Annotated in this window: 16 protein-coding genes, 1 tRNA gene and 1 pseudogene; 11 read left to right on the top strand and 7 right to left on the bottom strand. The window is 59.4% G+C overall.

From position 1 onward, the window contains the following. Positions 1 to 6 precede the first annotated feature (6 nt). Both ACVIYL_RS07455 and ACVIYL_RS07450 read left to right on the top strand, forming a co-directional pair. A complete protein-coding gene (locus ACVIYL_RS07455) occupies positions 7 to 2,469 on the top strand; it encodes a pyruvate, phosphate dikinase (protein ID WP_456778131.1) in 2,463 nt (820 codons plus the stop codon). Between the two features lie 15 nt (positions 2,470 to 2,484). After that, the gene (locus ACVIYL_RS07450) at positions 2,485 to 2,769 is read left to right on the top strand and encodes a BMC domain-containing protein (protein ID WP_456778130.1); all 285 of its coding nucleotides are present in this window, start codon (positions 2,485 to 2,487) and stop codon (positions 2,767 to 2,769) included. 298 nt (positions 2,770 to 3,067) lie between these two features. Here the strand turns inward: ACVIYL_RS07450 and ACVIYL_RS07445 are convergent. The 4 genes and pseudogenes from ACVIYL_RS07445 to ACVIYL_RS07430 all read right to left on the bottom strand — a co-directional run. Further along, a pseudogene (locus ACVIYL_RS07445) lies at positions 3,068 to 3,212 on the bottom strand (IS66 family transposase); the annotation flags it as partial. Positions 3,213 to 3,445: 233 nt separating this feature from the next. Further along, the gene (locus ACVIYL_RS07440; protein WP_456778129.1) at positions 3,446 to 4,459 is read right to left on the bottom strand and encodes a PDR/VanB family oxidoreductase; all 1,014 of its coding nucleotides are present in this window, start codon (positions 4,457 to 4,459) and stop codon (positions 3,446 to 3,448) included. Positions 4,460 to 4,545: 86 nt separating this feature from the next. After that, entirely contained in the window at positions 4,546 to 6,087 is a 1,542-nt protein-coding gene (locus ACVIYL_RS07435; RefSeq protein WP_456778128.1) for a Rieske 2Fe-2S domain-containing protein, read from the bottom strand. A 257-nt stretch (positions 6,088 to 6,344) separates the two neighbouring features. Next, positions 6,345 to 7,022: a GntR family transcriptional regulator gene (locus ACVIYL_RS07430; RefSeq protein WP_456778127.1), complete on the bottom strand. Its 678-nt coding sequence runs from the start codon at positions 7,020 to 7,022 to the stop codon at positions 6,345 to 6,347. 83 nt (positions 7,023 to 7,105) lie between these two features. Between ACVIYL_RS07430 and ACVIYL_RS07425 the strand changes: the two genes are divergently transcribed. From ACVIYL_RS07425 to ACVIYL_RS07410, 4 genes are all read left to right on the top strand, one after another. Further along, the gene (locus ACVIYL_RS07425) at positions 7,106 to 8,020 is read left to right on the top strand and encodes a LysR family transcriptional regulator (protein WP_225648480.1); all 915 of its coding nucleotides are present in this window, start codon (positions 7,106 to 7,108) and stop codon (positions 8,018 to 8,020) included. A 91-nt stretch (positions 8,021 to 8,111) separates the two neighbouring features. Further along, positions 8,112 to 8,987: a class II aldolase/adducin family protein gene (locus tag ACVIYL_RS07420; protein ID WP_456778126.1), complete on the top strand. Its 876-nt coding sequence runs from the start codon at positions 8,112 to 8,114 to the stop codon at positions 8,985 to 8,987. A 268-nt stretch (positions 8,988 to 9,255) separates the two neighbouring features. Continuing rightward, on the top strand, positions 9,256 to 10,275 hold the full coding sequence (ilvC, locus tag ACVIYL_RS07415; RefSeq protein ID WP_456778125.1) for a ketol-acid reductoisomerase: 1,020 nt from the start codon (positions 9,256 to 9,258) through the stop codon (positions 10,273 to 10,275). Between the two features lie 200 nt (positions 10,276 to 10,475). Beyond that, positions 10,476 to 11,780: an MFS transporter gene (locus ACVIYL_RS07410; RefSeq protein WP_456778124.1), complete on the top strand. Its 1,305-nt coding sequence runs from the start codon at positions 10,476 to 10,478 to the stop codon at positions 11,778 to 11,780. A gap of 322 nt (positions 11,781 to 12,102) precedes the next feature. On the opposite strand, the gene aldA is transcribed toward ACVIYL_RS07410, so the two are convergent. After that, entirely contained in the window at positions 12,103 to 13,539 is a 1,437-nt protein-coding gene (gene aldA, locus ACVIYL_RS07405) for an aldehyde dehydrogenase (protein ID WP_456778123.1), read from the bottom strand. 273 nt (positions 13,540 to 13,812) lie between these two features. Beyond that, positions 13,813 to 14,679 carry a cupin domain-containing protein gene (locus tag ACVIYL_RS07400; protein WP_225648485.1) on the bottom strand — a complete coding sequence of 289 codons (867 nt, stop codon included), beginning with the start codon at positions 14,677 to 14,679 and terminating at the stop codon, positions 13,813 to 13,815. Between the two features lie 360 nt (positions 14,680 to 15,039). Between ACVIYL_RS07400 and pdxR the strand changes: the two genes are divergently transcribed. The 3 genes from pdxR to ACVIYL_RS07385 all read left to right on the top strand — a co-directional run bounded on the left by pdxR (position 15,040) and on the right by ACVIYL_RS07385 (position 18,685). Continuing rightward, entirely contained in the window at positions 15,040 to 16,527 is a 1,488-nt protein-coding gene (gene pdxR, locus ACVIYL_RS07395) for a MocR-like pyridoxine biosynthesis transcription factor PdxR (RefSeq protein WP_456778122.1), read from the top strand. 310 nt (positions 16,528 to 16,837) lie between these two features. Further along, positions 16,838 to 17,329, top strand: coding sequence for an antibiotic biosynthesis monooxygenase family protein (locus ACVIYL_RS07390; protein WP_225648486.1), 492 nt, complete (start codon positions 16,838 to 16,840; stop codon positions 17,327 to 17,329). Positions 17,330 to 17,473: 144 nt separating this feature from the next. Beyond that, complete coding sequence (locus tag ACVIYL_RS07385) at positions 17,474 to 18,685, top strand: GTP-binding protein (protein ID WP_456778121.1); 1,212 nt, start codon at positions 17,474 to 17,476, stop codon at positions 18,683 to 18,685. Positions 18,686 to 18,767: 82 nt separating this feature from the next. Here ACVIYL_RS07385 and ACVIYL_RS07380 read toward each other — a convergent pair. Then, a tRNA-Arg gene (locus tag ACVIYL_RS07380) sits at positions 18,768 to 18,844 on the bottom strand. A 296-nt stretch (positions 18,845 to 19,140) separates the two neighbouring features. On the opposite strand from ACVIYL_RS07380, the gene ACVIYL_RS07375 reads away from it, so the two are divergent. Both ACVIYL_RS07375 and ACVIYL_RS07370 read left to right on the top strand, forming a co-directional pair. Then, on the top strand, positions 19,141 to 20,220 hold the full coding sequence (locus ACVIYL_RS07375) for an LLM class flavin-dependent oxidoreductase (protein ID WP_456778120.1): 1,080 nt from the start codon (positions 19,141 to 19,143) through the stop codon (positions 20,218 to 20,220). A 95-nt stretch (positions 20,221 to 20,315) separates the two neighbouring features. Then, entirely contained in the window at positions 20,316 to 21,356 is a 1,041-nt protein-coding gene (locus tag ACVIYL_RS07370) for an alpha/beta hydrolase (protein WP_253605951.1), read from the top strand. Positions 21,357 to 21,464 lie beyond the last annotated feature (108 nt).

Below are 21,464 nucleotides of genomic sequence, written 5' to 3'. Positions count from 1 at the left end.
AGACAGATGACGGCCAGCATGATGGGTGACAGTTTCGTTCGAGATGTGACCGCCGGCGACGTCGAGGACGCGATGCGGTTCGGCGGGAAGGCGAGCGGGCTCGCGAAGATGGCGCGCGCCGGTATCCCGATTCCTCCGGCCTTTGTCATTGGTGTTGAAGGTTTCCACCAATTCCGGGCCAACGGGGGAAAGATCGGACAACAGCTGCTTACGCAAGCGCATGAAGCGATCCGTGGCCTAGAAGCACAAACCGGTCGCTTGTTCGGCGACAAGAACCGTCCGCTGCTCATTTCCGTGAGATCCGGCGCGCCTGTGAGCATGCCTGGAATGATGGATACCGTCCTCAATCTTGGTTTGACGTCGGCGTCAGCATTGAAACTTGCAGGCGGTCCCGGGGGAAGCGATTTCGCGCTTGATACTTGGCTGCGCTTTTGGCGCATGTTTAGCGACATCGTCTTGGGGCTCGACCCGGCTGAGCTCATGAAGGCCGTAAAGGCGCCCGAGGTGGCTGCGCGAAAGGACCTCAATCGAGCAAGTTTCGATTCATTGGAGCGCTCAATCCTCGACCATATCGAGGCGGCGGGTGAATCAGTCAGCTCTGATCCCCTTCGCCAGCTTGAGCAAGCTATCGAGGCCGTCTTTCGGTCCTGGGACAGCGCGCGCGCAAAAGCCTACCGCAGGCATCATGGAATCTCAGACGATCTGGGAACAGCTGTGACGATACAAGCGATGGTGTTCGGGAACGCCGATGATGACTCCGGTTCAGGTGTGGCTTTCACCCGAAACCCCAATGACGGTCGGAAGGCGCTCTACGGCGAATATCTGATTGGTCGGCAGGGAGAAGATCTCGTCTCGGGAACGCATACGCCAATCGACCTTTCTGATTCCAAGGCTCTCGACCCGGCGTTGCGCGAGGCCTTCGAAAGGCACAGCAAGACGCTCGAAGCTCTCTATGTCGATGCCGTCGATATCGAGTTTACCGTTGAGGCACGGAAGCTCTACTTTCTGCAGGTGCGCCCGGCCAAGCGGACGGCCGCCGCGGCTATCAAAATAGCCGAGGATCTGGTTGAGGAGGGCGCCATCGATCGGGATACGGCCCTGTCTCGCGTCACTCCGGATCAAGTTCGAAAGGTTTCGCGTCCGGCTTTCGACGATGAGGATCTCGCACGGGCGACGCTCGTTGCGCAGGGATTAGGCTCGTCGCCGGGGCATGCGTGCGGTGCCGCGGTTCTCGACGCGGATCGGGCGGCTGACCGCGCGCTTGCGGGCGAGAACGTCATTCTGCTGCGTCCGACGACGAGCCCTCAGGATATCCGGGGGATGCTTGCCGCCAATGGGATCATAACCGCGCGCGGCGGCGCGCTGAGCCATGCCGCCGTCGTGTCTCGAGCGCTTGATCGTCCTTGCATCGTCGGTTGTGACGCGATCGATGTTGATCTCAATCAGAAGACGTTCACCATCGCGGGAAAGACATACCCTGAAGGCACGCAGATCTCGATGGACGGCAGCACCGGAAAAGTATTTGCCGGTGCTCTCAAGCTCAAGGCGGCCGGCGCGGGTCTGCCGTCGTTGAAAAATTTGCTTCTTTGGGCTGATGAAAGGTCGAGGGCGACGGTCTGGACCTCCCCGAAGTCGAGTGAGGAGCTGACGGAGTCCGTCAATGCTGGCGTACGGGCAGGAAACCTGGTCAGCATCACGGATCTGATCATCGCGAACGGAAGCGTTGCCAAATTTGTTGAACTCACGGCAGCGGCCGGGCGAACAGATTCGCTGCGCGGCGTGGCGGACGGCATTCGTTCGATCGTGCACGATGCTTGTTCTTCAGCTCTAGCGGGAGCCTCGGATATCCCGGTGTGGTTGCGCCTCCCTCGCGTAAGTTCGGACCGGGCGCGCCGTTTGATCGACAATTGGGAGGAGCTGCCGGCGGGGTTCTTCCTGCCTCTAGGTTCATCGAGCTACCTGCAGGCTATAATGGACGGAATATCTGCCGCTGCCAACGGCAAGGAAGTGGGTGTCCTGATCGGCGGCATCTCGTGCGCCGCCGAGCTCGGAGCATTCCAGCAAAAGGCCAAACGAGCCGGCCTTAGTGCTGGCGCTGTCATCAACAATGTCATGGCTCTCGACAATGTCCTGCACTTCGTCGAGTCGGGGGCGCCGATCTGGATCGATGTTGCCGACATCGTCCGCACGGTCTGCGGCTTTCCGATCGAGGTCCAACAGTCGCTGGATGTGCTTGATCAGTATGCCAAGGAAGAGCTCATTCCGGCCAATCCGTTCCGCAAGCTTCCGGTGTATGTGACCGACCTTTTGGCGGCCGCTGCTTCCGCCGCAGACCAAGGCGCGGCCCTCGGAGTCGAGGGGGGCGGCATGCCTGGCGAAATGCTCGCCAAACTGCATCAAATGGGTTTCCGGCGCTTCGTCGTACCCGTTGGGCGGCGTGACGAACTTCGCTTTGTGCTGGGGCGTTAAAACAAGGAGTAGGCAATGGCACTGCAGGCGCTGGGCTTCGTCGAAACAAACGGGTTGGTCGCGGCTATTCAGGCTGCCGACGCTATGGTGAAGTCCGCCAACGTTAAGCTCGTCACAAAGCAACAAGCCGGAGGAGGCCTGATTTCGATCATTGTGCAAGGTGACGTCGGTGCGGTGAAGGCTGCAGTCGACGCGGGTGCCGCAGCGGCCGGCCAGCTCGGGAAGGTTGTGTCGGCTCACGTCATTCCACGGCCGCATGACGGCATGGAGGATATTCTGAAGCGCCCCCCAGTCCGATAGACTCTTCTGGTCGCTGACCAAACCGCCAGCTTGGTCTGCAGGCCTGCGCTCCTCCTTGCGAAACCGCGCCATGGCTCTACACGCATCGATCCAAGCTATCGAATGGACCACTTATCGGTAGCCAGAATCGTGGGTTCGCATGTGCCGAAAAGGAAAGCGGCTTATATTTCAATGGGGATTGACTGACACTCTCTCCGCCATTTGCACGATTTTGTACACCAAACTACGATTTCGCGCGCTCGGGGACGCACGTTGGGCGGAATGCACGCCAAAGCGTGCGGAGAAAAACAATAGTAACCAACCAACTCTTCCTGCCAGTTTCAAAAATCCTGATGTCGCGCTCCAGAAGATTGTTGTCGATCGGCGCCATCTTCGGTGTATCGCGCCAGATAATTCCACTAGTTCTGAGCATAGGACACGGCGTCGCCAAGCTTGCTGTCGGGCAAGATCGCCGTCGCGCAAACGACGACGGTGTTACCCAGCAGTTGAAGGTTTCGGTTGAAAAGCCTTCGAGGCAGAACGGTGGGCCCGATGCCGCGACAAGTGGGAGATGCGCACAACGTTAGCTGAGGTGCGCATCTCTCCTGTCGCTGTTTTCACGCTAACTATCGTGTTTCAAATAGAGGTCTGGCCTCACCAACTCACAGAGCGAAGGCGGTAGAGCCGATCCCACGTCTCAAAGATCGAGCACAAGGGGCCCCGTCCGACAACGCGAGACACAGGCTGTGAGATAGGTCTCCTTTTCCGCATCGCTGAGGATGAAATCGCGATGATCTGGTTCACCGGCCAGATAGCGAACCTTACACGAGCCGCAGAGCCCAGAGACGCAGGAGGTTTCCACCTCGATTCCGGCGCCTGTGAGTGCTTCGACAATGCTCTGTTCGGCGGCAACGTGCACTCTGCGTCCAGAGCTCGCTATCTCCACATCGAATTCGTCCAAGCCCGCTACTGGCGGGGTTGCGCCATTCGAGGATATCTGGAGGACGGGTGCGGCGAAGTGCTCAAAATGAACACTTCCCTTCGGCCAGTGCGCCGTCGCACTGGAACAGGCCTTCATAAAGCCGGCTGGTCCGCAATAGTAGATCTGTGTGCCTTTCTCGTGCGTCCTAAGCAGAGCCCCGATATCCAGGCCTTTGTTGTAGTCACCGCCGTCATGGTGAAGGTGGACCTTGCGCTGCAAGCCAGAGTTGGCCAGTTCGTCCTTGAACGCGGTGTATTCGGGACCTTTGGTGCAGTAGTGTAGCGCGTAGCTCGCACCGATCGCCTCGAGGCGGTGACACATTGCTTTCAAGGGCGTGATGCCGATCCCGCCGGCCAGCAAGACATACTTGGAGGCTGCTTCGTCCAAGTGGAAGTTATTTCGTGGATAGCCGATCCGCACCACATCCTGCACATGCACGTTGTGATGCAATGCCTTGGAACCGCCGCGTCCCGCCTCGTCCTTTAACACGGCGAAGACGTATCGGTGTCGTTCGGCTGGGTCATTGCTCAGTGAATACTGCCGTACGATGCCGTTCGGCAAATGAACATCAATGTGCGAGCCCGCGGTGACTTCGGGGAGTGGGCGCCCCTTGGCATCGACTAGTTCGTAGGAATGAACACCGAGAGCTTCGAAGCGAATTTGTCGCACCAGGAGCTCAAGTGTGTCTGTGGCGGGAGTTGGCCTGCGCAACTGTGAGGGGCTATTCATGGCGCTTACTCCAGCTGGTGGCCGGGACGAACCCGACCGACCAGCGCAGTTCAAGACACAGGCACCACATGTGTGGGCGGCGCCGGTCATGTTCTTCCGAGGTTACGTTCGATTTTATCCATGCCTTCGATGACGAAGGCGCGGCGCTCCTTGTTGGGCAACTTGTCGCTGTTAGTGAGCAGCGCGACGATTCCGCGCGAAATGCGCCGGCGGTTCGCGACCTCCTCATTGATATCCTCGGCCTCCGGCACATCAAACACGTTGCCGCAGCAATAGCTGTACGGAGCGCCCCCTGCTGCGCGCAACCAATCGGCAAAGCCGTCCGCCGATGCCGCTAGGTTGGTCCCGCGCAACGCGTCGCGCAACATCTTGCGGAAGGCATAGAGGCCAGCGTCAAACTTGGTCGGGTTTTCAAGCGCGTGAACCGCGATCGGACGCTGACTGATGATCGCCTCATAGTCGCCCGGCGCGTACTGGCACTCCTTGTAGTTGTCACGTTCACGATGACTCGACGGAATCGGCGGGAGATCTTCCAGTTTGTACTTGCCGAAGCGTTCGGGGCGCCTCATCGCGATTTGCCCCTCCAGAAAATCAATCGTCTCATAGCCGACCAGCGACTTGTCGCCGATGCCGCGGGTGTCGATACCAGGCCCCATCACGCGCCAGCCGATCATCTTGCTGTTTTCGTCGTCGACAGGAACCGTCCAGCGGATGATGTGGAAGCGGCTGAAGTGCTTGCGCGCCGAACCGTCCTCCGAGGTGTAGGCGTGGAGCGACAAGTTGGGTAGCACCTGGTGCTGGACGCGGACAAACAGGCGATCCTTGTCGACGCGGCGTGCTCCGGCGCAGGCGAGGCTACGACCATCTTGCACCGGAATAAATTGCATGTCGGGCGCGACCTCCATGGAGGCTGCACCGACCTCGTTGAACGTGGTGCCCTGATAGTGACCGTCTACCACGAAGGTACCGTTGTGCAGGGCGGTCGGGTGATAGTTATCAGCGGCGTTATCCTGCACCTGAAGCCAGTTGCAATGCTGCCAGTTGCTGTAGGGCACGAGTTCGTCCGTTTCAGCAACAGTGAAGTTGCCTTCCCATTCAGGAAACGGTGGCTCGTGCTCTGGGGGTCCCATGTAGGCAAAGACGAGCCCATGGCGCTCGAACGCCTTGTAGGCGCCCTGACGGATCGAACAGGCGAATTTCTCCGCCTCCTTCTCCTCGCCCTTCGGATAGGGAACGTGCAGACAAGTACCGTCCACATCGAACACCATGCCATGGTAACAGCAACGGATACCGCGGTCTTCGATGCGACCATATTCCAAGCTCGCACCGCGATGAACGCAATGCGCGTGGAGCACGCCTACGCGGCCACTCTTGTCACGGAATGCGACCAGCTCTTCACCCAGGATCTTCAGAAAGCGGGGCGTGTCGGTAAGTTCGGCTGACATGCAGATGGGGTGCCAGAATCGGCGCATGAATTCACCCATCGGGGTGCCTGGGTTGGTCTCCGTGAGTTCGGGATCGTGTTGAGGCACGCGGTTCGCGTAGTAGCCGCCGTAGGACTGCATGTGCTGCTTTGACGGGGCGCCGCTCGATGCGGGCTTTGCCAGTGGCTTTGTTGCGGCGTCCATTCCCGTTCTCCTTCTCATTTGTTGCAAACGCGGCCGACCGGTGAGGTCCGCTTTAATTTGGAATACCAAAATCTCATAGTAAATGGAATAGATTTCTTGAAGTTCGATCAACACAATGATTTATAATAAAAAAACTGAAGTTAGCCTCGTTAATTTTGGAATTCCAATTGAGTATCGAGCAGCAGGAATTGCGCGGCCGCCTCGGAGAAGACGGCGCAACCAATCTTGGGACTGATGCGAGGGATCGGCAGAATCGGCTAACGCGTTCCGCGCAGCCTGTTCTCTGTGAAAGAGCCAGCGTTGGCGGCATGAAGGAAAGCGAGCTCTTCAGCTTCCTCCGGCTGGCCACCGAGAATGGCGCCCATTATGACGCGATGCTCACCCCATGCACGTTGCCGCTCCGGGCCGGCCTCGAGCACCAACACCATCGCACGCTGGATGTGCAACCAAAGGGGATCCATCGTGGCCGCGATAGAGGAGTTACCGCAGATGTCATAGATTTCCCGGTGAAATGCCACGTCGGCACGCACCTGTTGCGACATCGACGTACTGCTTGTGGCTATAGCGCCTGCGTCGAACACTCGTCGAAGGCGCTCGAGGTCTGCGGTCGGCAACTCGCCGACCTTCACGCGTGCCGCAGCCAACCTAGCCGCCAAACCATCCAAACGAGCCCGAATTTGATAGAGATCCCGAACTCTATCCGCACTGACGGGAGCGACCTCGACACCCATCTTGCCAGCCTCTCGCACGAGCCCGCGCTGTTTGAGGAGCTGAAGGGCGTGACTGACTGGGGCTCGGGAGACGCCCAGGCGTTCGGCGAGCGCTGCCTGCCGAATACGTTGGCCCGGCGGCAGCTTGCCGTCCACGATCTCTTCGATCAGCCGGTGGTATACCGAATCGGTCAGAAGGGGCGCGTCAGTGAGAGCATGACTCAAATGATAGAACTCCTCTTTTGCCCATACTACTGGGCGCCACCTGAACGGGGAATAGGAATCCGGTATTCCAGATCGGAGCGGCCATGAGGGACAATCGCCTATTGGAAATGCAGATCTTCCGGGCCGTCGTGGAGCACAACGGCTTTACGGCAGCCGCCTACGCGCTCGAGAGCTCGCAGCCTTTCGTCAGCCGTGCCATCGCGCAGCTCGAGAGAAGGCTAGGTGCCAAACTGATCCACAGAACTACTCGGCAGCATCGCCTCACCGCAGAAGGAGAGCGCTATCTGGCCACCTGCCGAGAGATCCTCGCAGCGCTCGATGATGCCGAAAACGCCTTTGCGGGACAGTCGACCCCGGCAGGCGACCTGAGAGTTAGCGCCCCCCTTGCCTTCGGTACTGACCAGGTCCTTCCGTTGCTGCCCGGCTTCCTAGCCACCCATGACCGAGTGAGGGTACATCTTTCCCTAAGTGATACGATCGTCAGTCTGATCGACGACAATTTCGACGTCGCCGTACGCATGGGGAGACTGCGTGACTCTCAACTGAGGGCACGCAAGCTCTGCGACCTTCGGCGAATCGTCGTCGCTGCGCCGGACTATGTTCGACGTCGCGGCGCCCCGCCGACGCCCGCTGCACTCAAGGACCATAACTGCCTGGAGTGGCATGGCGCACAAGAGCATCTGAATCGTTGGCCATTCAGTATCGAAGGCGAACGACGAGACCACATCGCGGCAGGCAATTTCCGCAGCAGCAACGGCCTCTCACTGGCCGAGATGTGTTTTCAGGGCGTGGGCGTTATGCGGATGGCCGAGCACCTTGCCCTACCGGCAATCCGCGATGGTAGGCTGCTTCGCCTCCTTCCTGAATTTGAAGAGCACGATGGCACCGCTATTCATGCAGTCTATCTTCCGGAACGACGCCTCAGTGCTCGCGTCCGTGTTTTCATAGATTACCTCGCTGACGCCTTGCGCAGCCCGCCTTGGAGCCAGGCCGATTAATTACGCCACGGCATGAGTGTTATGGCATAGCGTATCCTGAACGCACTGCGGGCGAGGGTTAGCATCTTCGGTATTGATGAAGGAGCTCCCCATGCTGGACACCAAGATCTCGGAAAAACCATCTACTGCCACCGAAGATGGCCGCGGTGAAAAGATCACTCTCTCCAAAGGCCGGATTTCGATCTACCAGCCGGAACAGGAGGGATTGATCTTTCCCGAACTTCCACAATTCAAGAATGTCGGCGAAGAGCGCGCCTACCGTAAGGCTCATCTGACCGCCGCTTGCCGGGTCTTCGCCAAGTACGGCTATGACTACGGCTTCGCAGGTCATCTAACCGTACGCGATCCGGAATTTCCCAACCTCTATTGGACCAATCCGATGTGTGTCCATTTCGCGGACGTGACCGTATCTAGTCTCATTCTGGCCGACCATTCCGGCACGGTCCAGGAAGGCAAATACGCCATCAACCGTGCTGGCTTCGTGCTCCACGCAGCGGTCCATGAACACAACCCAAAAGTCATGGCGATGTGTCATGCTCATACGCTTTATGGCGCCGCCTTCTCCTCCACCGGACGGCCGATCGATCCGATCTCGCAGGACGCCTGCGCCTTCTTCGAGGACCAGGTAGTCATCGGGAAAAATGCAGGCGCTGTCGCGGTCGAAGAGAAGTCGGGCGTTGGCATCGCCGAGGCGATTGGAAATCACCGCGCTGTGCTTCACCAAAACCATGGCCTGCTGACTTCGAGTCCGCATAGCATCGACGATGCCGCCTGGTGGTTCATCGCCCTCGAGCAATGCTGCAAGGCGCAACTCGCGGCCGAAGCAGCGGGCAGCAAGCCAACGTTTGTAACCCCCGATCGGGCGCGCTACAGCCGAGAACACGTTGGAAGCTCATTCATTGGCTGGCTCCACTTCCAGCCACTGTACGACCACATCGCGAAACACCAACCCGATATGTTTGCATAGCCGAACTTGCAGTGGATTATTCGGGGCTCACGCGTCGCCGAGCCCCGATCGATCCAAACACCGGCAAGCCTGTGCTCATCACAAGCGCCCATCGGCACGCCAGATCAAGGCGTCAGCTCTGTGTCCACCGAGCGGTCGAGGACGGCCTTTCTGACAGTTCACTCGACCTGCGAAATAGCTGGACGTGAGTCTGGCGCACATCCGATAGATTCAGCCTTCCTGTCAGGCCATTTCCAACAAACGAACCAATCAATAGGAGGAGCAAAACGTGCGTGTTTTCTATGATGCCGACGCTGACACCAACCTAGTGAAGGCAAAGACTATCGCGATCATCGGCTTCGGCAGTCAAGGACATGCTCATGCCCTCAACCTGAGGGACAGCGGTGTGAAGAACGTTGTGATCGGCCTTCGGCCGGGCTCGACGAGCGTCGTCAAGGCCAAAGCAGCTGGTTTTGAGGTCTCGGATGTAGCAGCGGTCGCCAGATCCGCCGATATCGTCATGCTCCTGACTCCGGACGAGCTACAGGGCGACATCTATCGCGAGCACCTGCACGACAACATGAAGAAGGGCGCGGCGCTCGTGTTCGCGCACGGCCTCAACGTGCACTTCAACCTGCTCGATCCGCGCGCCGACCTTGACGTGCTGATGATCGCGCCGAAGGGCCCCGGCCACACCGTGCGTTCGGAATATCAGCGCGGCGGCGGCGTACCGTGCCTGATCGCGATCGCCAAGGACGCCTCCGGCAATGCCCATGATCTAGGCCTCAGCTACGCCTCCGCCATCGGTGGCGGCCGGGCCGGCATCATCGAGACCACCTTCAAGGAGGAATGCGAGACCGACCTGTTCGGCGAGCAGGTGGTGCTCTGCGGCGGCCTGGTTGAGCTCATCAAGGGCGGCTACGAGACCCTGGTCGAGGCCGGCTACGCCCCCGAGATGGCCTATTTCGAGTGCCTGCACGAGGTGAAGCTGATGGTCGACCTGATCTATGAAGGCGGCATCGCCAACATGAACTACTCGATCTCCAACACCGCCGAGTATGGCGAGTACGTCACCGGTCCGCGCATCGTCACGGCCGAGACCAAGGCGGAGATGAAGCGCGTGCTCGCCGACATCCAGGGCGGCAAGTTCGCCCGCGACTGGATGCTCGAGAACAAGGTCAACCAGACCTCGTTCAAGGCGACCCGTGCCAAGCTCGCTGCACACCCGATCGAGGAAGTCGGCGCCAAGCTCCGCGACATGATGCCCTGGATCAAGAAGGGCGCGCTGGTCGACAAGACCAAAAATTAATTAGAGCCATGCGGCTCGGTGCCGCTCACGGCATACGACCGGCTGGCGGGGCCGCAAACCGGCTCAGGCTTCCGCGCAGGGAATATCCGGCGCGGGATGGGCGCTCATGAGGCTCGGGCGAGACCGCGTGGCATCAGACGGCCGCGAGTAGTGCAGCGCAAACAAAGAGAAACTGTAGCGATTAGCAAGAGGAGGAAGCAATGACGGATATAACTGCGCAAGATGCGAGCGCGACGACAGTTGATGATCGCGCGATCTACACGAAAGTCATGTGGCGATTGATACCATTTCTGCTCACTTGTTACGTCGTCGCCTATCTCGATCGAGTGAACGTTGGTTTCGCCAAGCTCCAGATGTTGAGCGAGCTCGGATTCAGTGAACTGGTTTACGGCCTGGGGGCTGGGATCTTTTTCATTGGCTACGTGATCTTCGAGATTCCTGGCAACTTCATTCTGATCAGAGTCGGCCCTCGCCTCTGGATCAGCCGCATCATGATCACTTGGGGCGTGATCTCTGCTTTGACGATGCTCGTCAAGACGCCAATGAGCTTCTACGTTTTCCGGTTTTTACTGGGAGCGGCAGAGGCGGGCTTCATCCCGGCAATTCTCTACTACCTTACGATTTGGTTCCCATCGTCTCAGCGCGGCAAGACGTCGTCCCTCTTTTTAGCGGGTATTCCGCTTTCGGGCATTATCGGAGGGCCTTTATCGGGATGGATTATGAGCGAGTTGCACGGCTCCACGGGACTGGCGGGTTGGCAATGGATGTTCCTCCTCGAAAGTATTCCGGCCATCATACTCGGAATCGTGTGCTATCTTTACCTTGATGATCACATCGACTCCGCGGACTGGCTCACCGGCATCGAGAAGGAGAAGATCAAGGCGGACATTTCCCGCGAGACGCGGGAAAAGAAACTACACTCCTTCCACGATGGTCTGCTAAACGGCCGTGTCTGGCTCCTGAGTATCACCTATTTCTTCTTCACACTGGGACTTTATGGGCTCAGCTTCTGGCTACCGAGCATCATCAAGGAGAGCGGCGTGAAGGACCCGCTCTCGGTTGGAATGTTAACAGCCATCCCTTATTTTGGCGCCTTGGTTGTAATGTTTCTTGTTGCTCGTAGCTCTGACCGGCATCAAGAACGCCGCTGGCACTTGGCTCTTCCAGCGCTGGTTGGTGCCGCCGGCCTCATGCTAAGCGTGAGCTACGCCCACAATCCTGTATTGGCATTGGTTGCACTCACGATCGCTGCCATGGGCGCTCTCACCTGCATACCGCAATTCTACACTTTACCCCCAGCCATCCTTAGCGGTGGTGCCGCGGCGATGGGACTCGCCGTTGCGAACTCTGTGGGGAGTATTGCGGGTTTCGTCAGCCCGTATCTTCTGGGCTGGTTCAAAGAACTCACGGGGAGCACAGATGTTGGGATCATGCTACTTGCCGGAGGCCTGGTGCTCGGAGCGCTTCTCGTATTTGCAAACCCGCCGCGACTTGTGAACCGCTGATGCGCGACAACCCCAGACCGCAGGAATAGACGAAGATCAGAAAGTAAACGCGGCGCGGTGCGCTAGAAGCATCAAGGTACTGATTGACGAACTATCGGTCGCGGCGTTTTTCGAATCCCAAGAATCCGGTGAACGCCGCGACCCTAGCGAAAGGTGATTTACTGGACCGACCTGCGAGATCAAAATGTCAAGCAATCTGATCCGGGGCTTACGTTTGTGGGCCTCCTGAATGCCAAATTGCAGGTTGGTAACGATCTCCCCGGAGCTGGCGCCATGACGTCCGCGGGGGCGTCATCGCTTTCCCCCTCATTGGTTCCGACCATCAGCCCTGCATATAAACGATGTGCGTCTCCATGTACTCATAAAGTCCGTGTTTTCCATCTGCACCACCAATGCCAGACTTACGTCTGCCAGCATGGAAGCCCTGCATCGCTTCAAAATGCTCGCGGTTCACATAGGTCTCGCCGAACTTCAATTCTCTGCTCGCTTGAAGCGCGGAATTGATGTTCCTGGTAAATATCGAGGACGTCAGGCCGTACTCTGAGTCGTTTGCCAGAGCGATCCCCTCATCGAGCCCATCGATGACTTGAATCGGGAGCACTGGTCCGAAGATCTCCTGCTTCATGACGCCCATGTCACTCTTGCAGTTCACCAATACCGTGGGCTCGTAGTGAAAACCCTTGTCCCGATTGGAGACCTTTCCTCCGGTCAGCACCTGCGCTCCCGCAGATTTCGCGCCTTCGACAAGCGTGGAGACCTTCTTGAGAACCGCCTGATTGGTGAGCGGCCCCATGGACACACCTTCATCAACCAGGGGATCGCCGTAGGTCGTGGCTTTCATCAGCGAAGTCACCTTCTCCGCGAACTGGTCTACCACGCCGCGCTCCACGTAGATCCGCTCGGCGCAATTGCACAACTGCCCGGTGTTGAGCACGCGGGAATCGTAAACCGCCTTCGCAGCGAGATCGATGTCAGCGTCACGCATCACGATGGCAGGAGCCTTGCCGCCCAACTCCAGATTGACGCGGGTCAGATTGCGGGCCGCAGCCTCCATGATCCGAACCCCGGTGGGGACACTGCCGGTAAAGCTCACCAACCCCACATCCCGATTTGACGCCAGCGCATTGCCCGTGCTGGCCCCGCGGCCGCTGATGATATTGAAGACACCCTTCGGGAGCTCCGTCTCCGCAACGAGTTCAGCAAACTCGTACGCATTGATCGGGGTTTCTTCGCTGGATTTGATGACGATGGTATTTCCCGTCACTAACGCGGGCGCCATCTTTCGCGCGATCAGAAAGAAGGGGAAATTCCACGGCAGGATCCCGGCGGTCACGCCGATTGGCTTTCTGAAGAGAAACACCGACTCGTTGGGCCGATCGCTCGAAACGATCTCGCCTTCGATCCGGCGTGCCCATTCAGCCATGTAGTCGATGTAGTCCGCAGTAAACGCCACCTCGAGCTTCGCGAGGCCAAGAACCTTCCCCTGCTCCTTTGTAATCGTCAGCGCCAGGCGGTCCACGTTCGCGCGAATCTTGGCGGAGAGCTGACGGAGGTAGCTTGCCCGCGCGATCGCTGGAAGCTTTTCCCACGCCGGCTGCGCGCGCTTGGCAGCCGCGACCGCTTCATCCACCTCGCTTACCGGCGTATCGGTCACGACGCCAACGAGCTGGCCATTTGCTGGATTGATCACATCGACGGTGTCGCCTCGAGATGCTTTGACAAAGCGCCCATCAATGTAGTTCTCACATTTTTTTGCCATTCGATTCTCCTCCCAGGTTGATTGCGGCGACATCGGACCTGTTGCCAACGGCCGCGCAAGCAGCGCGCGTGCCCCGAGCTAGCGTCCAATATCTTTTCCGAAGGCCTATATTTTTGGTCCATGAGCAGCGCTTCAATCTGCTCGTTCAAGCGGGCATCCGCGCACTTCACCCAAGCAGATCGAGTGAAGTTGGCTCCATTTCGAGCGCCAGACAGGCGGCGCGCATAATCCGCAATCCGCCTGTCTGGCCTATGCTGTGATTACCGAGGTCACTCAGCTCTTCGGAAGCTCTGCATCGGTGATGACCCAGAACTTCTTGAGGAAGGGCGTCTTGATCGACCAATGCAGATCCAGATTCTTCGGCTGGCCGACGATATCACCCGCCTTGATATGGTACTGTTTCCCGGTTTGCGTCACCGTGAGGACAGCTTCGCCTTCCAGCAGGAAGAAGGTCTCATCCCCCATGGGTGACGAGTACCTCATCTCGGACGACCCATCGGCTTTACGGGTGGGCGAGGTCATTCCGGTGCGCCACAAACCACACATCAGGGTCCCGGTTGAACCGACTTTGCGGATGACCTGTACTTCGCCGACTTTTGAGGGGCCGTGCACGGGCTCGTTCCACTCGAAAGGAACCCATTTGTCGGCATCACCGGTGATGTTACCCGTGTAAATCGCGTCCGCCGGGGTCGCGACGTTCGGGCTATCCCAAATGACCCACATCTTCTTCAGGAATGGAGCCGGGATTTCCCAGGTCACATCAAGATTCTTTGGATGGCTGATGATGTCTCCGGCCTTGATGTGATGCTTCTTTCCGGTCTTGGTGACCGTGATGTGGGCCTCCCCCTCCAGTATCAAGATCGTCTCATCCCCTACCGGAGCGGAATAGACGACGTTGCATGAACCGTCGGGACGACAACCTGACGAGACCGGGCTGGTTCGCCATAGACCGGAAAGCAGAGAGCCACTTGAGCCCTCAGGCCGGATCACGATGAGGTCACCCTTGACCTGCTTCCCATGAAGGGGATCATCCCACTCAAACGCAGTCCACTTATCCTTCGCTGGATTATCATTTCGATTCCCGACGAAGAGCTCCAGAGATTTTGCGGCGGATACTTTCTGCACAACGTTCATCGTCATTTCCTCCTCTTAATTATGGCCGACCTGAATTCGAATTCTGCATTCAGAGTTCAAATCGCAGCTTATGGAGGCACGAAATGGAGTTTGAGAAATGGGCCAGTCGAGAGTTTTTTGAGTAGTCCAGTCTCCTACTTCCTCGCTGGGCTCCTCAGCTAAATATGTCTGATCATAGGGACCTTCCCGAATTATTGCGGTGCGATCAGACGTCTGATCTGCGCCGGAGATTCGAGACGCGCCCCTCGACCCGGATCAAATCGTGGGTGAGGTCAGATTGACTATGGGGGCGGGATGGGAAACGATGTGGTACACCGATAGCGCTCCCAGCTGAGCTTTCGATGGGTCCAGACCGAGAGGCCCTCAATGCAACTCCTGATCAGCATTGACCGTGCGGCTGGACGACCTTTGCAGATCCAGATCTATGAATCGATCCGGTCTCAGATCCTGAGCGGTACGCTCAAAGCCGGAAAACAGTTGCCGTCCTCGCGAACTCTCTCGGAGCAACTGGGCATCGCCCGCAACACGGTGGTGCTGGCTTACGAGCGTCTTGCATCCGAAGACTATATCAATTCGCGTACCAAGGCCGGCATCTTCGTCAACGACAGGCTTCCGGACGCGGCCGTGTTGATTCGGAGCGGCTACGCGACCGATACATCGAAGACGCAACGCATTTGTCTCGGAAAGAATCCAACTTTTTCAGGACGAGCACCTGAGCTTTGGACGGAACAGCGCGCGCGGCCACGGTTCGACTTCTTTGTCGGACGTCCCCATGCGGATAGCTTTCCAACGAGCTTCTGGCGTAGCGCCACCGCGCGCCATCTGGCCTTTGCGCACGGCGTGCAAACCCAATATGGGGATCCGCGCGGGCTTGCGGTACTGCGCGAGGCGATCGCCGATCATTTGAAAGCGACGCGCGGCATCGACGCGGAAGCCGATCAGGTCCTGATCACTTCAGGCATTCAGGGGGCACTTAATCTGCTGGCTCGTGTGTTCTTCGACGGGACCGGGGACACCAGCGTCGCGATCGAGAATCCTTGCTATCAGGGCGCAGCCTTTTTGTTCAGCAGTTATGGTGCCCGCATCCACCCGGTTGCGGTGGATGATTATGGGATGATCGTCTCGCAGCTCGAAGGGTTTCGCGGCAGTCTGGTCTATGTGACACCGTCGCATCAGTTTCCAACCGGCTGCACGATGAGCCTCGACCGCAGGCTGCATCTGCTGAGCTGGGCGTATCAAACCGGAAGCTATGTCATCGAAGACGATTACGACAGCGACTTCCGCTACGACGGACCGCCGCTGACCGCACTTGCCGGGCTAGATCGCCGGGGACACGTCATCTACCTGGGCACGTTTTCGAAATCGATCGGCGCCGGAATCCGGCTTGGCTACGCGGTGCTTCCGCGCCATCTGCTTGAGCAGGCACGGATTGTGAAGTCCTTGCTGGACAATGGCGCGCCCTGGCTCGAACAGGTGGTTGTCGCGGATTTTCTGAAGGAAGGAGCGTTCATCCGGCACCTTCGACGTATCCGGCGATCGTACATGGCCGCGCGAGATGCCCTGATCGAGGCGATCGACCATCATTTCCCAGGCGGCGTGCTTTCAGGCCGCGAATGCGGGATGCACATGATGTGGACGGTGCCGCCTAACCTGCCAGCGGCGGACGACATACAGCGTCTCGCACTCAGCCGAGGCGTGGGGCTCTATCCACTTTCCAAGGCGGCCGCCCACGAGTACGGCAAGGCGCAGTTGCGCGACCGGTCGCTTGTTCTTGGCTATACTGCCTTGTCGGAGGGTGAGATCGGGGACGCGATTGCGCGTGTCGCTGCGGCAATCAAGGACCACGCGGGCTAACAAACAAGACAAGTACTGCTTCGTCAGCCAAAAGGGTGCCCGACCCTGCGGGTCGGGCAGTCTGGGAGTTCGAGAGCGCGGCTCTCGGTATGTCGACGTCTGGACGGTGGCGAGCAATGCCATGCGCACCGGCAATACCGGAAGGGCCACGTCGGCAAAAACAAATGAGGCCAGTCAGCGGGCCGACGCACGCGCTGAACCGACGTCGTCCCCTGCCTGGACCAATTCTAAATCGTGCCACTGGTCCAAGCGTTCCGCAAAAACAACTCTATGCTTCCTCCCGCCTAAGCCGTTGCAAGGGAGATTATCCATGGCAGTTTATCAAAGCATGCAGCGCGTGCGGTTTTCGAGCGAGGACGGCTACAAGAAATTCCAGATGGTTTTCTCCAACGTTCGCCACCATCTGAAGAAGCTTCCCGGGTTTCTGCATCTGACGTGGTGGGTGCATCCCGACGATCCCCACTGGTACAACGAGGTCAGTTTCTGGACCAGCTTCGAGGCCCTGAAAGACTGGCACATGGACACTTACCACAAGCACGCGAAGGAGTGGGCGGTCCGCACGGGCGCGATCATGGAAGACATCATCGTCAACTTCGAATACAAGAATGCGCGGCTCATTCGCGTGTGCCCGGCTTGCGCCCATATCTCTGATACGGCGTTCGATGTCGCGCAGGAGCAGGCTGCCCTCGCCCAACCCTGCGTCAAATGCGGATTCATTTTCCCGGTGATGGCCGAAACTGCGAACAGCACGGCAGTCTTTAAGGACGTTGCTCCGGCGCCGGCAGCTATCGCTGCGGAGTAATCGCTCCATCCTACGCGTTCGCAGCGCTTATCGCTCAAGCGATGTCTTGCCGCATCAAGCGAGGCGGCAAGACTCTGCGACGCACGCTGTCACCCCTGACGGAAGACATCTTCGATGGCGAGACCAATGCGGCGAAAGCTTCCGGTGACCGTCCTGTCCGGATTTCTCGGCGCCGGCAAAACCACATTGCTGAACGAATTGCTGGTGAACCGGGCCGGACGGCATATCGCGGTCATCGTCAACGACATGTCGGCGGTGAACATCGATGCTGCGTTGATCAAGTCGGGAACGGCGCAGCTGTCCCGTACCGAGGAGACGCTGGTCGAGCTGAGCAATGGTTGCATTTGTTGCACGCTTCGCGGCGACCTCATCGACGAGGTCAGGAAGCTTGCTGGGCAGCGCCGGTTTGACAACCTGATTATCGAGGCAACCGGCATCTCCGAACCCCTGCCGATCGCCGCCGCGTTCGCATATCGAGATGAATTCGGTTTCAGCCTGGACGACGTTGCCTCGATCGAGAACATGATCACGGTTGTCGATACGGCGCAAATTGCGCACCAGTTCTGGTCGCGCGAATTTCTGAGTTCGAAAGAGGCCGTTTCGCCCGACGATAAGCGCACCATTGTCGAGCTGCTGGTCGATCAGATCGAATTCGCCGACGCCATCATCCTGAACAAGATTTCGTCGGCCAGCATCGAGCAGCGCCGCGCAGCATATTCGATCGTGCGTGGATTGAATGCCGACGCGACGATCCTTGAGGCGGACTTCGGGCGCCTGGATCTTCGGCATTTGCTCGATGTTAATCGCTTTGACGGCGAACGGGCGCAGATGCATCCACTCTGGAAGAGAGAACTCGATGGGTTCAAGGATCATGTGCCTGAAACCGAGGAGTACGGCATCTCGAGCTTCGTGTATCGCGCCCGGCGCCCGTTTGATCCGACACGGTTTTCCGAATTCCTTGCCAGTCCCTGGAACGGAATCCTGCGGGCCAAAGGCTTCTTCTGGCTTGCAAGCCGCCCCCGATGGGTCGGCGAGCTCAGTCAGAGTGGCGCCCTGGTGCGGACGACTGGAAGAAGTTGGTGGTGGTCAGCGATCGGCAAAGCACTCTGGCCCAGCGATCACCAATGGCGCCGCGAGCTTGCGGCCTCATGGGACCCCAGATATTGCGATCGCAAGCAGGAGCTCGTCTTTATCGGAACGGATTTTGATGCCGACGATCTACGTCGAAGGCTGGATCTGTGTCTGACGGACTCCAGCCCCTCTCAGGTGCCTTCAGAGCTGATCGACGAGGACGACTGTTTTCCGGCCTGGCTTGCGAAAGCGGATCTGAATAGCGTCGCGTCGACACCGCCGTGATCTCATTCCAGAATTGCATAAAAGCAGGACAAAGCTGCGCGCAGGTGCTGCATCGGCCGGAGTGCCCAGTTTTGTTCGCAAGTGGCGCACCCGACACGATTCGAACGTGTGGCCTTCGCCTTCGGAGGGCGACGCTCTATCCAGCTGAGCTACGGGTGCTGACTGCTTACGCAGTGCTTACGCGAGCTTTGGCAGGTGTTGAGCTCCTGCGCGCCGCCTTCGCAAGCCTTTGTATTTCAATCGTCTTTCTGACGCGCCTGTCGCATCTGCCGGCTTGACACGTGCCTTCGGAGGGCAACGCTCTATCCAGCTGAGCTACGGGTGCGTGCAGGGGTTCATTTAGCTGATTGGCTCCGCGTCGGCAACGGCGTTGTCCAACTGGTTAAGGGCTGTAAACTGCCTCCCGACAATATGACAGGCCGCGAAAAAAGGCCGTCTTTCGAGGGAGTTTGCCCATGCGTCCGCTGGAATTCGGCTGGTATCTGCCCACGCATGGCGACACCACGGCCTATGGGCTGATGGAGGCCCAGATCGCCGGTTCGCCGGAACTCTGCGAGCGCGTGGTCGCGGCCGCTGAGGACGCCGGCTTCGAGTATCTGCTGATCCCGGTAGGCTCGGTGTGCTGGGAGGCCTGGATCACGGGCGCCTTCATGGCGGCGCGCTCCAGCCGGATCAAGCCGCTGATTGCGGCGCGGCCCGGCTATATCAACCCGGTGCTGATGGCAAAGATGATCTCGACCTTCGACCAGATGTCGGGTGGGCGGATCTGCATCAATCTGATCGCCGGCCAGAACGAGAGCGAGGTTGAGGCCGAGGGCGTGCGTCAGCCCAAAGAAGAGCGCTACGCGCTGATGGAGGAGGAGGTCTCGATCGTCAAGGCGCTGTGGACGACGCGCGGCCCGGTGCATTTCCAGGGCAGGTTTCACACGATCTCCGGCGCGCATATCAGGCCGCGGCCGCTTCAGCAGCCGTTCCCGAAATTCTATCTCGGCGGTGGCTCGCGGCAGGCCTGGGAGGTGTCGGCGAAGCATTCCGATGTTCATCTGTTCTGGGGCGACCTGCCGGAACGCATCGCGGAGAATATCGCCGAGATCCGGCGGATGGCGCGGGCGCATGACCGCGAGGATGCGATCGGCTTCGGCATGCGGTTGCAGGTGATCTGCCGCGAGAACGAGACGGATGCCTGGGAGGCGGCCGACCAGCTGGTGCGCCACGCCACCGAGCGGCAGAAGCAGGAGATGAAGACGCTTTACAATCGCTCGGAGGCCAACCAGCGCGTGCAGCAGCTCGCGCGCGACTACGGCGATCTCCTGATGCCGCATCTGTGGACCGGCATCACCAAGGTGCGGCCCGGCGCCGGCATCGCGGTGGTCGGCGATCCCGCGCAATGCGCCGCGACCTTGCAGCAGTTCATCGATGCCGGTTGCCACTCCTTCTGCCTGTCCGGTTATCTGCACGACGAGGAGGCCGAGCGGTTCGGCCGCCTGATCCGCCCGATCCTCGCCGCCAACAATCATGGACGGCTCGTGGCCTGAGGCGCGGGTGCGGAAGCTTTCCGAAAATTCACGGGTGAATCTGCGCCTGACGCGCCATGATCCAGCCGAGCTCGCGGCAGCAACGGAGTCGAACCATGCATCACCGGGCCTGGCTTGCGGCCGCGGCATTGCTCGTCGTGGCGGCGGCGCACGTACCCGCGGCGTCCGCGACGCAGGCACAGACCGAGCGCGACCGGAAACCGGTCAAGGAGATCGCCAATGCGCGGATTGCCGTCGGCAAAGCGAGCTTTCCGCTCTACCTCTCGGCCGACTGGTCCAACCCGCTGCCGGATGTTACGCGCGCGGTGCTCGTGCTGCATGGCGTGCTGCGCAATGCCGACGACTATTTTCGCGCGGCGCTGAGCGCGCAGGCCGCGGCCGGCGATGCCGGCGAGCATGCGCTGATGATCGCGCCGCAATTCCTGATCGAGTCCGACGTCGAGGCCTTCAAGCTGCCGGCGGAGACGCTGCGCTGGAGCCTCTATGGCTGGCAGGGCGGCGAGCCTGCGCTCGCGCCGAGCGCGGCGAGCTCGTTCGAGGCGCTCGACACCATCCTGGCGAAGCTCGGCGACCGCAAGCTGTTTCCGAACCTGCAGCAGGTCGTCGTGTTCGGTCATTCCGGCGGCGGCCAGGTGGTGCAGCGCTATGCGATCGCGGTGAAGGGCGACCAGGCGCTGCTGCGCGAGGGCATCGGCGTGCGCTATGTGGTCGCCAATCCGTCCTCCTACGCCTATTTCACCAAGGAGCGGCCGGAGCCCGCGATCGCGGCGAACTGCCATGGCTATAACAGCTGGAAATTCGGTATGGACGACCGCCCGCCCTATCTTGCCGAGCCTTCGCCGGCTGCGCTGGAGCAGGCCTATGTCGCGCGCCGCGTGATCTATCTGCTCGGAACGCTCGACACCAACCCCAATCATCCCGCGCTCGACAAATCCTGCATGGCGGAGGCCGAGGGGCCGTACCGTTACGCGCGCGGGCATTCCTATGCCGCCGTGATGCAGGCCCGCGACGGCGGCGCGCCAAACCACAGCGTGTGGGATGTGCCCGGCGTCGGCCATGCGGGCGGCAAGATGCTCAATTCGCCCTGCGGCCTGACCGCCGTATTCGACATCCCCGGCTGCGAAGCAGCGCGCTGAGCCCCCGACACCAGAATTTGTGCGCGGAATCGGTGGCAAGCGGCACAGAGATCGCCTACGCTTGTACCGCGAATGGAGCAGCACGACCGACAGCTCGATGGAGAACAT

It is taken from the genome of Bradyrhizobium sp. USDA 3315, from assembly GCF_054056795.1.
Note: the sequence above shows the minus strand (reverse complement) of the source record. Positions and strands in the feature narration are given on the sequence as shown.